Origin of the sequence: Streptomyces sp. NPDC088725 (assembly GCF_044751305.1) — a bacterium.
Classification (GTDB): domain Bacteria; phylum Actinomycetota; class Actinomycetes; order Streptomycetales; family Streptomycetaceae; genus Streptomyces.
This window is the reverse complement of record NZ_JBIVLO010000004.1, coordinates 209773-222450: the sequence shown is the minus strand read 5'-3', so window position 1 is coordinate 222450 and position 12678 is coordinate 209773. Positions and strand designations below refer to the sequence as shown.

The 12678-nt window shown below is 69.6% G+C and carries 11 protein-coding genes and 1 pseudogene; 6 read left to right on the top strand and 6 right to left on the bottom strand.

Features of this window, described 5'->3' with window-relative positions; genetic code table 11:
* Window positions 1-254: 254 nt before the first annotated feature.
* Window positions 255-749 (bottom strand): LURP-one-related/scramblase family protein, encoded by a 495-nt coding sequence (locus tag ACIP6N_RS11210; protein WP_401814676.1) that lies wholly within the window; start codon window positions 747-749, stop codon window positions 255-257.
* Window positions 750-951: 202 nt separating this feature from the next.
* On the opposite strand from ACIP6N_RS11210, the gene ACIP6N_RS11205 reads away from it, so the two are divergent.
* Together ACIP6N_RS11205 and ACIP6N_RS11200 are read left to right on the top strand one after the other, a co-directional pair.
* Window positions 952-2799, top strand: coding sequence for an NHL domain-containing thioredoxin family protein (locus ACIP6N_RS11205; protein ID WP_401814674.1), 1848 nt, complete (start codon window positions 952-954; stop codon window positions 2797-2799).
* A 50-nt stretch (window positions 2800-2849) separates the two neighbouring features.
* Window positions 2850-3269: pseudogene (locus ACIP6N_RS11200) on the top strand (MFS transporter); the annotation flags it as partial.
* Between the two features lie 100 nt (window positions 3270-3369).
* On the opposite strand, the gene ACIP6N_RS11195 reads toward ACIP6N_RS11200, so the two are convergent.
* The 3 genes from ACIP6N_RS11195 to ACIP6N_RS11185 form a co-directional block, all read right to left on the bottom strand.
* Window positions 3370-3591: a DUF6458 family protein gene (locus ACIP6N_RS11195; protein WP_401814673.1), complete on the bottom strand. Its 222-nt coding sequence runs from the start codon at window positions 3589-3591 to the stop codon at window positions 3370-3372.
* 124 nt (window positions 3592-3715) lie between these two features.
* On the bottom strand, window positions 3716-5011 hold the full coding sequence (locus ACIP6N_RS11190) for a M18 family aminopeptidase (RefSeq protein WP_401814672.1): 1296 nt from the start codon (window positions 5009-5011) through the stop codon (window positions 3716-3718).
* A 183-nt stretch (window positions 5012-5194) separates the two neighbouring features.
* Window positions 5195-7021: an acyl-CoA dehydrogenase gene (locus ACIP6N_RS11185; RefSeq protein ID WP_401814671.1), complete on the bottom strand. Its 1827-nt coding sequence runs from the start codon at window positions 7019-7021 to the stop codon at window positions 5195-5197.
* 212 nt (window positions 7022-7233) lie between these two features.
* On the opposite strand from ACIP6N_RS11185, the gene ACIP6N_RS11180 reads away from it, so the two are divergent.
* Window positions 7234-7716: an SseB family protein gene (locus ACIP6N_RS11180; protein ID WP_401814670.1), complete on the top strand. Its 483-nt coding sequence runs from the start codon at window positions 7234-7236 to the stop codon at window positions 7714-7716.
* Between the two features lie 324 nt (window positions 7717-8040).
* On the opposite strand, the gene ACIP6N_RS11175 is transcribed toward ACIP6N_RS11180, so the two are convergent.
* Both ACIP6N_RS11175 and ACIP6N_RS11170 read right to left on the bottom strand, forming a co-directional pair.
* Complete coding sequence (locus ACIP6N_RS11175) at window positions 8041-8655, bottom strand: hypothetical protein (RefSeq protein ID WP_401814668.1); 615 nt, start codon at window positions 8653-8655, stop codon at window positions 8041-8043.
* Window positions 8656-8746: 91 nt separating this feature from the next.
* Window positions 8747-9367 (bottom strand): hypothetical protein, encoded by a 621-nt coding sequence (locus ACIP6N_RS11170; RefSeq protein ID WP_401814667.1) that lies wholly within the window; start codon window positions 9365-9367, stop codon window positions 8747-8749.
* Window positions 9368-9666: 299 nt separating this feature from the next.
* On the opposite strand from ACIP6N_RS11170, the gene ACIP6N_RS11165 reads away from it, so the two are divergent.
* From ACIP6N_RS11165 to ACIP6N_RS11155, 3 genes are all read left to right on the top strand, one after another.
* Window positions 9667-10620, top strand: coding sequence for a pirin family protein (locus tag ACIP6N_RS11165; RefSeq protein WP_401814665.1), 954 nt, complete (start codon window positions 9667-9669; stop codon window positions 10618-10620).
* 432 nt (window positions 10621-11052) lie between these two features.
* Window positions 11053-11364 carry a hypothetical protein gene (locus tag ACIP6N_RS11160; protein ID WP_401814663.1) on the top strand — a complete coding sequence of 104 codons (312 nt, stop codon included), beginning with the start codon at window positions 11053-11055 and terminating at the stop codon, window positions 11362-11364.
* Window positions 11365-11366: 2 nt separating this feature from the next.
* On the top strand, window positions 11367-12671 hold the full coding sequence (locus ACIP6N_RS11155) for a putative T7SS-secreted protein (protein WP_401814662.1): 1305 nt from the start codon (window positions 11367-11369) through the stop codon (window positions 12669-12671).
* Window positions 12672-12678 lie beyond the last annotated feature (7 nt).

Here is a 12678-nt window from a genome sequence, read left to right as displayed (position 1 = left end):
GATCGTAGGCCCGCGTTGACGGCCCGAACGCCAAGACGGTGGTACCGTGCGCGCCACTCGCGCGTCGGGTCGCGAAGGATACCGGGCGAATCGGCCAATTCCCTTGGTGCGTGCGGGGCTTCGCCCGTACGGCTTTGGCGCGGCCGGGCCCGAGGCGGCGCACGCCGCGGCTCACGCGGGGATGACGCACGCCGCGGCTCACGCGGGGATGACGCACGCCGCGGCTCACGCGGGGACGGCCGGCCGAGCCCGCGTCAGCCGTCGCCGCGCTCCTTCTCCGCCATGCGGATCACGCACACCGCGACCGCGATCAGCAGCGGGTGGTCCGCGTCCTCCCGCACCACATCCACGCCGTACGTCTCCCGCACCCGCAGCCAGCGCCGCGAGATGTGGGCCAGCAGTTCGCCGTCGTACTCGATCGCGAACTCGCGGTCCAGGATCCGGCCGCTGACATCCAGCTCGGTGCCGTCGGCCAGCGTCACGCGATAGTGGTTGCGGAGCAGCGAGAGCCGCTTCTTGCGGATGGTCGCCAGCGGTTCGTCACCGCGCTCGATGGTCATCGTGTCCCGCAGGCTGATCAGCTTCTGGCGCAGCGTGATCAGCACCTGCCCGGACGGATCCTTTAGCTCCAGGGTGTCCCGCAGCCGCAGCGCCTTGCCGTCGACGAGGAACGCCTGCCGGCCGTGCTCGTCCTCGATCCAGTAGTCGTCGCCGATCGCGAAGATTTTGTCGCGTACGAGATATTTCATGGGGAACGGGTACCCGCGAACGCCGCGTCCGACGACGGCGGGTCCGCAGGTGCACGCGTTCGGGTGCGACGGCGGACGAGATTGGCCGAAGGTCGACCCTGGCCTGTCCGTTGCCGGGCGTGGCCGCGGCGCGGAATCGGGGTGAATGCCGGAATCGGGGCCGGTGTCCGGAGAACGTTCTCGCAGGTGGCACCCTTGAAACATGAACGATGCGACCCCCGCGACCCGCCGTGCCCGCGTCCGTGCCCCGGAGCTGATCGGACAGGGGAGCTGGCTGAATACCGGCGATGTCTCCTACACCCTTGCTGACCTGCGGGGACGCATCGTCATTATCGACTTCTGGAGCTTCTGCTGCATCAACTGCCTGCACGTCCTCGACGAGCTGCGCGAGCTGGAGGAGAAGCACCGGGACACGGTGGTGATCGTCGGGATCCACTCGCCGAAATTCGTGCACGAGGCGGAACACCAGTCGGTCGTGGACGCCGTCGAACGGTATGAGGTGCATCACCCCGTTCTGAACGATCCCGAGCTGGCGACCTGGAAGCAGTACGCCGTGCGCGCCTGGCCGACGCTGGTGGTGGTTGATCCCGAGGGGTACATCGTCGCCCAGCACGCGGGCGAGGGACATGCGCACGCCATCGAGAAGCTGGTCGAGGAGCTGGAGACCGAGCACGCCGCGAAGGGCACACTGCGGCGCGGGGACGGCCCGTACGTCGCGCCGGAGCCCGTCGCCACGCATCTGCGGTTCCCCGGCAAGGCGCTCGTGCTGCCGAGTGGGAACCTCCTGGTCTCCGACTCCACCCGCCACCAGCTCGTCGAGCTGGAGCCGGACGGCGAGAGCGTCGTACGGCGGATCGGCTCCGGCGTGCGCGGGTTCGGGCGCGACTCGTTCAGCGAGCCGCAGGGACTGGCGCTGCTGCCGGACGGCACGGTGATCGTCGCCGACACCGTGAACCACGCGCTGCGTACGTACGACCCGGTCAGCGGCGCGGTCGAGACCGTCGCAGGCACCGGCAAGCAGTGGTGGCAGGGGTCCGCGACGTCCGGGCCCGCGCTCGAAGTGGATCTCTCCTCACCGTGGGACGTGGCGTGGTGGGAGGGCCGGGTGTGGATCGCGATGGCGGGCGTCCACCAGCTGTGGACGTACGACCCGGCCACCGGCACCGTCGAGGTCGCGGCCGGCACCACGAACGAGGGCCTGGTCGACGGGCCCGCCGCCGAGGCGTGGTTCGCGCAGCCCTCCGGGCTGGCCGCCGCCGGGGACCGGCTGTGGGTCGCCGACTCGGAGACCAGCGCGGTGCGGTACGTCGAGCGCGCGGACGCGGGCGGGAGCGAAGGGCCGGACGGCAGCGCCGGTTACGTCATCCGTACGGCCGTCGGCACCGGCCTCTTCGACTTCGGCCACCGCGACGGCGACGCCGAACAGGCTCTGCTCCAGCACCCCTTGGGCGTGACCGCGCTGCCGGACGGCTCCGTCGCGATCTCCGACACGTACAACCACGCGCTGCGCCGCTACGACCCGGCGACCGGCCAGGTCACCACGCTCGCGACGGATCTGCGCGAACCGTCCGGCGCCGTGCTCGTCGGCGAGGACATCGTGGTCGTGGAGTCGGCGCGCCACCGGCTGACCCGGCTGCGACTGCCGGAAGAAGCGGTACGGGTCGAGTCCGTGGCGCACCGCACGCAGCGCGCGGCGACCGAAGTCGCCCCGGGCACACTCCAGTTGGACATCGTCTTCACGGCGCCGAAGGGCCAGAAGCTCGACACCCGCTACGGCCCCTCGACCCGCCTGCTCGTCTCCGCCACCCCGCCGGAACTGCTGGCCTCCGGCGACGGCGCGGACACGGATCTGAGCCGCGAGGTGGTGCTCGCGGACGGCATCACGGAAGGCGTCCTGCACGTCTCCGCGATGGCCGCGTCCTGCGACGACGACCCGGCGAACGAATATCCGGCCTGCCACGTCCACCAGCAGGACTGGGGCGTCCCCATCAAGGTCACCCCGTCGGGAACAGCCCGCCTGGGCCTGGTACTCGCGGGCATGGACGCCTGAGCGGAGCCGTTCGAGCGGCCTGACCGCCGCCGCGTCCGCGGGACGGCGGCCGGGCGCGACTCGGCTCGCCGCTGCGTCTGCTGCCCGCCGCTCCGTACACGGTCTTCGCGCTGCGGCCCGCGCTGCCGGTCGCAGTGGCCGCCGTCGTCCTGGCCTCGGTCGGTTACGCGGCGGGGCTGCTGCTCCAGGAGCGTCTTATGGTCCTGACGCCGGACGAACTGAGCGGCCACGCCTTCGGGTTGGCCTCCGCCGGGATGCTCACGTTCCAGGGGGTGGGCGCCGCTCTCGCGGGCGCCGTCGCGCAGTACACCTCACCCGCGACTGCCATGGCCGCGATGGCGATGGTCTCCTTCGCGGTCACCCTGGCCCTGGCACCCGGGCTGCGCGCGGGCCGCGAACCGCTCGGGCCCGGTCGTCCGCCCAATGACCGTCCGCGCGACGCGCCGGGACCGGAGCCCGAGGCCGGCTGACCGCGCGGCGCGCGCCAGATCAAGCGGCGATCGGCGGCGGGCGCCCGACGGCGTCAGCGGCAGGCCGTACGGCCGCAAGCCGCAGCCGGGCGAACGCAGTTCAGTACCGGGCGCCCGGGTCGTCGTGGCGGTCGACCATCGTGGGGGCGATGACCGCGCGCCGCCGCCTGGCGATGCTGGTGATGGCCGCGATGCCGATGATGCCGACCGCCATCAGGATCACACCGACCAGATCGATGTTGACGCTGTCGGTCTGCCAGTCGGTCGCGAAGGTGAGGATGGCCCCCAGCCCGATCAGTGCGATACATCCGCCGATGCCCATGAATCCCGCCTCCTGGTATGAGTGGTGGCCGTTCCGGGCCATTGGGTCGCGTACCCCGGTCCGGAACGGCCATGCGGGTGCGGGCAGTTCGCCGCCCGGCGGGCGGCGGGTCCACCGGCCGGGCTCAGCCCTCCAGGAAGGCCACCAGCGCGTTCGCCAGCAGGAACGGGTCGTCGGCGCCGCACAGTTCGCGCGCGCTGTGCATCGACAGGATCGCCACCCCGATGTCGATCGTCTGGATGCCGTGCCGCGCTGCCGTGATCGGGCCGATCGTCGTGCCGCACGGCATCGCGTTGTTGGAGACGAAGTTCTGCCACGGCACGCCCGCCTTCTCGCAGGCGGCGGCGAACGCCGCGCGGCCGCTGCCGTCCGTCGCGTACCGCATGTTGACGTTGACCTTGAGGATCGGGCCGCCGTTGGGGCGCGGGTGGTGCGTCGGGTCGTGGCGGTCGGCGTAGTTCGGGTGTACGGCGTGGCCGGTGTCGGACGACAGGCACACCGTGCCCGCCAGCGCCCGCGCCCGGTCCTCGTACGAACCGCCGCGGGAGAGCACCGAGCGCTCCAGCACCGTGCCGAGGAGCGGGCCGTCGGCGCCGGTGTCCGACTGCGAGCCGTTCTCCTCGTGGTCGAAGGCCGCCAGCACCGGGATGTACGGAAGGGGGCCTTCCGACTCCGCCACCGCGGCCAGCGCCGCCGTGGCCGCGTGCACCGACAGCAGGTTGTCCATCCGCGGGCCCGCGACCAGCTCGCGGTCCCGGCCGAGGTAGGAGGGGCGCTCGACGGGGTGCGGCATCAGGTCCCAGCCCGCGATGTCCGCGGCCTCGACCCCGGCCTCCTCCGCGACGAAGCCGAGGAGGTCGCCCTCGGTGGGCTCGCCGAGGCCCCAGACGGGCTGCATGTGGCGCTGCCGGTCGAGCTTGAGCCCGTCGCTGTTGGCCGAGCGGTCCAGGTGCACGGCCAGCTGCGGGACGCGCAGCAGCGCGCGGTCGATGTTGACCAGCCGGTGCGAGCCGTCGCGCAGCGTGATGCGTCCCGCGAGACCGAGGTCGCGGTCGAGCCAGGTGTTGAGCAGGGTCCCGCCGTAGATCTCGACGGCGACCTGGCGCCAGCCGAACGCGCCGGTGTCGGGCAGCGGCTTCACCCGCAGGTTGGGGGAGTCCGTGTGCGCGCCGACGATCCGGAACGGGGTGTGCGGCTGAGCGTCCTCGGGGACGTACCACGCGACGATCGCGCCGCCGCGCAGCACGTATTTCCCGCCCGCCGTGCCGTCCCAGGCGTCCGTCTCGCGCACCCGCGCGAAACCGGCCTTCTCCAGGCGCGCGGCTGCCGTGGCCACCGCGTGGTACGGGGAGGGACTGGCCATCAGGAAGGCCATGAGGTCATCGGTGTGGCCGCGGTCGAAGCGGGCGGTAGTGCTCATGGGGCCAGCCTAACGATGGTCTACGCCACTGGGCCCGGCGCAGGTCGTAGTGGCATGTACATGGGCGGAGTGGGGCAACTGGAACGGCCGCGAACCGGCGCCCGCCCCTGAGGGAGGCGCCCGGTTCGCGGCCGGCCGGACATGACGTGGCGTGACGGAACGGGCGGCAGATGGAAGGGCAGGCTAGAAGGAGGCCTCGTCCAGGTCCATCAGCGAGCTGTCGACGGACTCGGCGAGCGCGCGCTCCGCCCCGACACCCGGCAGCACGTTCGCGGCGAAGAACTTCGCCGCCGCGATCTTGCCCCGGTAGAACGCGACGTCCTTCGCGCTCGCCGTCTCCAGCTTCTCCGCCGCCACGGCCGCGCCGCGCAGCAGCAGGTAGCCGACGACCACGTCGCCCGAGGCCATCAGCAGGCGGGTCGTGTTGAGCCCGACCTTGTAGATGTTCTTGACGTCGTCGCCGGTGGAGGTGAGGTCCGTCAGCATCTGCCCGACGATCGCCTCCAGGTCCGTGGCCGCCTTCGCCAGCGCGTCACGCGCCGCGGCCAGCTCCGTACCGCCCGTACCGACCGCGAGGAACTGCTTGATCTCCTCGGCGAGGGTGTTCAGCGACTGCCCCTGGTCCCGGACGATCTTCCGGAAGAAGAAGTCCTGACCCTGGATGGCCGTGGTGCCCTCGTAGAGGGTGTCGATCTTGGCGTCCCGGATGTACTGCTCGACCGGGTACTCCTGGAGGTAGCCGGAGCCGCCGAAGGTCTGGAGGGACTGCGCGAGCTGCTCGTACGACCGCTCGGAGCCGTAGCCCTTGACGATCGGCAGCAGCAGGTCGTTCAGCCCGGACAGCGCCTTGGTGTCCTCGCCCGCGGCCTCCTTGACGGCGATCTCGTCCTGCACCGACGCGGTGTACATGACCAGGGAGCGCATGCCCTCCGCGTACGCCTTCTGCGTCATCAGCGAGCGGCGCACGTCGGGGTGGTGCGTGATGGTGACCTTGGGGGCGGTCTTGTCCATGAACTGCGCGAGGTCCGGGCCCTGGACGCGGTCCTTGGCGTACTCCAGCGCGTTCAGGTAGCCGGTGGAGAGCGTCGCGATGGCCTTCGTGCCGACCATCATGCGGGCGAACTCGATGATGCGGAACATCTGGCGGATGCCCTCGTGCTTGTCACCGATCAGCCAGCCCTTGGCGGGATGGCGGTCGCCGAACGTCATCTCGCACGTGTTGGAGACCTTCAGGCCCATTTTGTGCTCGACGTTCGTGGCGTAGGCGCCGTTGCGCTCGCCCAGCTCGCCGGTCTCCCAGTCGAACTCGTACTTCGGCACGAGGAAGAGGGACAGCCCCTTCGTGCCGGGTCCCGCGCCCTCGGGGCGTGCGAGGACGTAATGAAGGATGTTCTCCGACAGGTCGTGCTCACCGGAGGTGATGAAGCGCTTCACGCCCTCGATGTGCCAGCTGCCGTCCTCCTGCTCGACGGCCTTCGTGCGTCCCGCGCCGACGTCCGAGCCCGCGTCGGGCTCGGTGAGGACCATCGTGGAGGCCCACTCCTTCTCGACGGCGATCGCGGCGATCTTCTTCTGCGCCTCGTTGCCCTCGTCGTACAGGACACCGGCGAAGGCAGGGCCCGACGCGTACATCCACACGGCCGGGTTCGCGCCGAGGACCAGCTCCGCGTACGCCCAGATCAGCGAGCGCGGCGAGGTCGTGCCGCCGATCTCCTCGGGCAGGCCGAGCCGCCAGTACTCCGCGTCCATGAAGTCCTGGTAGCTCTTCTTGAATGCGGCCGGGAGCGGGGCCGTGCTGGTCTCGGCGTCGAAGACCGGCGGGGTGCGGTCGGAACCGGCGAAGGAGTCGGCGAGGGTCGTCTCGGAGAGCCGTGCGACCTCTTCGAGGATGCTCTTGGCGGTCTCCACGTCCATCTCCGCGAACGGTCCTGTGCCGTAGAGCTTGTCGCGCCCGAGGACCTCGAAGAGGTTGAACTCGATGTCGCGCAGATTCGGCTTGTAGTGCCCCATGGCAAAGGCTCCGTAAGACTCGGGAGGAAGGATCGGGGAGGCGGGATTCCTCGTGATTCCTCATGCATGTACCAGTCAACTGCTCACGATGATGCTACCCGTCGGTAATAAGACGCAACCCTTCCCGGCGATGTGTGACGAGCGTCCCTCGGAACGCTTTCGGAAGGCCCTCGGGGCTCCCTGGCGCCACAATCCTCAGTAGTCTTGCGGTCATGTACGGCTACGACCAGAATCCGGGCGCCCAGCAGCAGTACGGCCCCCCGCCGCACCAGGCGCAGCAGCCGCATCAGGGCGGAGCGGGCGGGTACGGCGAGCAGCCGCTGTACCCGGAGCCGTCGCCGCCGTCGCTGGGCGACGCGGTACGGGCCTTCACGACGGGCTCGCTGGCCGCCGAGGACTTCCAGCAGATCTTCTCGACGTCGAAGGTGTACTGCCCGCGCGGCGACAACCCCGGCTTCCTGGCGCTGCACAACACGCAGCAGCCGGTCATCCCGATGTTCAGCACCCTGAAGGAGCTGCGCAGGTACGCCGGCAAGGAGTCGAAGTACTTCGTGATCACGGGCGCCGAGGTGATCGACCTGCTGCCGACGGGGTACGGCTTCGTGCTCGACATGGAGGGCGAGCACCGGATGGTGTTCGACGCGAAGGCGGTCGAGCAGATGGTGGACTTCGCGATGCGCCGGATGTACGGGTAACCGCCGTGCGGCGGATGCAGGGGTAACGGCCACCCGCCTGGTGTGCGACAGGGCCGCGCGTGGACAGGCCCGCGTGTGGGGCGGTCCGTTCGCCCGGTGTGCGACAAGTCCGCGTGCGGGGCGGCCTGTACGCCCGCGATACGGGTGACGCCGCACGCCCACCGATACGGGTGACCGCCGCACGCCCACGGCTCGTATGCGAAAGCCCGGCCTCGCGCTCGCGGGGCCGGGCTGCCTCTGTCATCTGCGGGCTCTGTCTCCTGCGGGTCCCTCTTCTGCGGGTCCCTTACGGATTCGCGGGACCCTCACGGGTCTCCCGCGGGCTCAGCCGCAGTGCTGCGCCCTCTCGTCGTCCGTCATCGCCCGGGTGTGCTGCGTCTTGGTGCTGGGCGCGTCGGGCAGGGGACCGGTGGCGTCGAACGGCACGTACCAGTAGTAGTGGCCGTAGTACGGGTCCCCGAAGTGCATTTCGTAGGTGCCGGTGACGTGCTGCATCTGGGCCTCACGCGTCACCCAGCCGACCTCGCCGGGCCGCACGTCGACGTTCGTCTGGTCCGTCTCGGTGTGTGAACTTTCCCAGCTGTGCGAGTAGTTGGTCTGGATGGACACCTTGAAGACCTCGGCGAAGCCGTACTCGGCGCTGAGGGAGACGCCGACGCTGTTCGACTCACCGGTGGTGTCGGACCAGCCGACGGTGGAACGCTGGAGGTCGGCGGTGCAGTTGTAGGCGCTGTCGCCGACCTGGTGCGCCTCGCCCATGGACACCTCGGGCGCCGCGTCGGGATGGAAGACGCACAGGTCCGTGCCGTTGTCGCACTTGTCGAGCAGTTCGCGCACGGTGGGGGTCTCCTCGGCGGACGCGGTGGTCGGCACGAGGGCGGCGCTGGTGGCGGTCATGGCGGCCGCGAGCAGGATGGAGAGTCGGACTCTTCTGTTCATCGCTGTCTCCGAATGTGGGGGGAACGTCAGGAAACCGAGGTGTGGGGTGCCTCGGAAGTGGGGGCCCGGGGTCAGAGACCAGGGGCCCGGGTCAGCTGAAGCCGACGGACTGGGCGCGGTCGTTCATGAAGGAACCGATGTCCGGCGCGTTCTCGTCGAACGGCCCGTCGCGGTCACCGCCGAGGTCCGGCTCCGGGTAGAGCCAGATCCAGCAGTTGGCCCAGGGCTGTACGGAGGAGACCCGGTTCTTCCACTCGTCCGGGAAGTCGTACTGGTACTCGATCCAGCCGTCCTTCACGCAGGGCGCGGCCCCGGTGATGGTCAGCGAGGATCCGCCGAACTGGGTCTCGTCGAAGAAGGTGCCCTGGATGACTTCGCCGGCCTCCAGGGTCCGCGCGTCGGAGTTGAACTCCTTCATCTCCGTACGGAACCCGGTGTCGGCGGCGCTCGTGCCCTCGGCTGCCGAGCGCGAGGAGGCGGGCGCGTCCGTGACGGCGCCGCCACTGGCGGCCTCGATGGCCTCGGGGAAGGTGGCGAAGCAACTCTGTTCGCCGGTACGGCTGTCCACGACGCAGTGTCGCGTCCCGGTGGAGCCGGCGTCGGCGGGGCTGTGGTCGGCGGCGCCGGCCGACGGTGCCACGACGACGCCTGTCACGAGCAGTGCCGCGGCTGCGGTCGCCAGCCCGCTCGTGCGGGCGGTTCTCTCCGGCATACGCAACTCCCTTTCAATCCGACCAGTTGGTCGGTGGGGCGCTTGCTCGGTAATGCACACGTCAAAACCGGATGCCCGTAATTGCCCGCTATTCGGGGATGGCGCCGCAGGTGGCGTCCTGTGTCATGCCCGATTGGTGTGGCGCGCCGGGGTGGGGCGTGGCGTCAGGGGGCGCACCGGGTGCTCCGCCGAGTGCCGCGCCGGGCGCGCGGTCTGCCGCAGGGGAATGCGCCGCGGGTTGCTAGATGTTAAGGATTCAACTAAATTGGCCGCGCAAGACTCCCCGAGGAAGGCCCCTCATGCCAGCTGTGACCGTCGAAAACCCGCTGACTCTGCCCAGGGTGGCGGCCCCGGCCGACACCGTGGCCCGCCCCGTGCTCGCCGTCACGACCGCGCCGAGCGGATTCGAGGGCGAGGGCTTCCCTGTGCGGCGCGCGTTCGCGGGCATCAACTACCAGTACCTCGACCCGTTCATCATGATGGACCAGATGGGCGAGGTGGAGTACGCGGCCGGCGAGCCGAAGGGCACCCCCTGGCACCCGCACCGCGGCTTCGAGACCGTCACGTACCTCATCGACGGCTCCTTCATCCACCAGGACAGCAACGGTGGCGGCGGCACCATCCAGAGCGGCGACACCCAGTGGATGACGGCCGGCTCCGGCCTGCTGCACATCGAGGCGCCGCCGGAGTCGCTGGTCATGTCGGGCGGCCTGTTCCACGGCCTCCAGCTGTGGGTCAACCTGCCGGCGCGCGACAAGATGATGGACCCCAGGTACCAGGACATCCGCGGCGGCCAGGTACAGCTGCTGACGTCCCACGACGGTGGCGCGCTGCTGCGCGTCATCGCGGGCGAGTTGGACGGTCACGAGGGCCCGGGCATCACGCACACCCCGATCACGATGATCCACGCGACGCTGCGCCCCGGCGCCGAGATCACCCTGCCGTGGCGCGAGGACTTCAACGGCCTCGCGTACGTCCTCGCCGGCCGCGGCGCGGTCGGCACGGACCGCAGGCCGGTCAGGACGGGCCAGACCGCGGTCTTCGGCGACGGCGGCTCGCTCACCGTCCGCGCGGACGAGACGCAGGACGCCAACACCCCGGACCTGGAGGTCGTCCTGCTGGGCGGCCGCCCGATCCGCGAACCGATGGCGCACTACGGCCCGTTCGTCATGAACAGCCAGGCCGAACTGAAGCAGGCCTTCGAAGACTTCCAGCAGGGCCGCCTGGGCACGATCCCGGTGCCGCACACGTAACACCCAGGTACTGACTGCGCGGGAGTCCCCGCCGAACCCCTGCTCGTCCCGGCTTCGGTCGGTGCGGACGGGGGTTTCGTCTGTCCCGGCAGTTGTCATGCACCCCTTGAGTACCATTGCCTCGGTTGAAAACCTCCCATATCGCGCTCCGTTGTGGTGGAGATCCGATGGAAAGCGATCATGGGGAGGAGGCTCAGTTCGACGGGGAGGACGGCAGGGACAGCAGTACAGGTGACCACGAGGTGTTCTGACGACTGCTCATGCGGGCGCGGGCCGGTCAAGATCACGTTCAAGGACCAGGACGTCCTCCAGCGGCACCTTCAAGACCACTCAGAACATGACAGTGCGGAAGGTCCAGGCCTCGAACCGCTGATCGCCCACCTCCCGGGGGCGATCGCCGGAAAGCGGGTCACGGACAGGAACGGGGGAACTGTGAGCGACCTGTCAATCGACTACGCAGTGCTGAACAGAGTGAGAAACAACCTCGACCACATAGCGCACCTGATGAAGAAACCCGGCCAGGAGATGGAGCGCATGAGCTGCGTCTCCATGGGGGTGCCCGAACTCGCCAAGCGCATGGACGACTTCGGCGACGAGTGGTCGTACGGCATCAAGCAACTGACGAAGTTCTCTGAGAAGGCGTCCAAGACGCTGCTCAAGGTGAAGGAGACCTTCGAGAAGCTGGACCACGAACTTGCCGAAGTGAACAGGAAACAGGGCAACGGCAACGGGGGCGGGAAGTAGTCATGGCCGAGGCGAAACTGGAGGATTTCCCAGCCCTGGGGTTCGTGCCCTGCCCCGGAGACCACGCGGCGGCCGACGACGTGGCCAAGACGGTTCGCAGAACGGCCAAGGCGCTCGTCGAGGTCTGTCAGGTGCTGCACGGTACCGGCGCCGGCGACTGGAAAGGGAAGGCGGCGGAGGCCTTCCGGGAGACTTTCGACGACGAATTCCGCCCGCGTATGGACGAGGCCCGCGACTCGTTCGGCCGTGCCGCCAGTGCTCTGGAGGACTGGGCGGAGCACATGGAGGACGCGCAGGCGGCCGCCGTACGGCTGGAGATCCGGGCGGCAGAGGCCGACGAGCAACTGGGCCGGGAGCGTGCCAAGGCAGACAAGCTCAAGAACGCCGCCGATGACGCGAAGGAGGCCGAGGACTACGAGGACAAGGTCCAAGGTGCCGGCCGGGCGGTGAACGCGGGCGAACAAGTGCTGGAGGAAATCCGTCGCAAGGGCCGCTGGATGCAGAAGGAATACCAGGAGTACGGCAAGGCGATAGCCGAACTCCTGCGGCACGCCATGGACGTCGCGCCGAACGAGCCCGATATTTGGGACAAGCTCGGGAAGGCCATCGAAGGATTGGGCAACGCCCTGGCGGACCTGCCGGGTCAGATGGGCGACCTTCTCGCCGGCATCGGGGACTGGATCAAGAGCCACGCGGACTGGATCGGCGTCGCGGCCTCCGTCGTCGGCGTCGTGGCCATTTTCTGTCCGGTGCTCGCTCCGCTGGCCATCGGGCTCAGCGCGGTTGCGTTCTTCGCGCACGCGTCCTCCTACGGGTGGAGCGGGCTCTGGCCTCCCACCGGCGACCGGATCGGCAACTGGCTCACACTGGGCGGCGACGCCCTCGGAATGATTCCTGGCGTCAGCGGGGCGAAGGCCGGCATCACAGCCGGTCTCAAGGCGGGGCGAGGGGCCGGCGAACTCGCCAGCGGCGCCAAGGTCGGCATCACGACGGCGAAAAACGTGATGAAGGCCGCCGACCCGGTCGCTGCCGTAATCGACAAACCGGTGATGTCCGTCGCCACTAGGCTCGGAGTCTCGCGCGGTGCTGCCCTGACCACCACAGAAGGCATTCAGGCCGCCGCCCAGCTCGCATGGACGGCACCGACCGCTGTCAACGCCTACGAGACGAGCGCCGGTCGGTACGAAGCCGCCAACTGGGGCACCGCCGTGGGCAATGTCGCGGGGGGCGCCGGTGGTGGCAAGTTCGGTGGACTCGTCGCCATCGCAAGCAGTATCGGCTTGGGCGCCTGGGAGTTGACGAGCTGATGGCCTC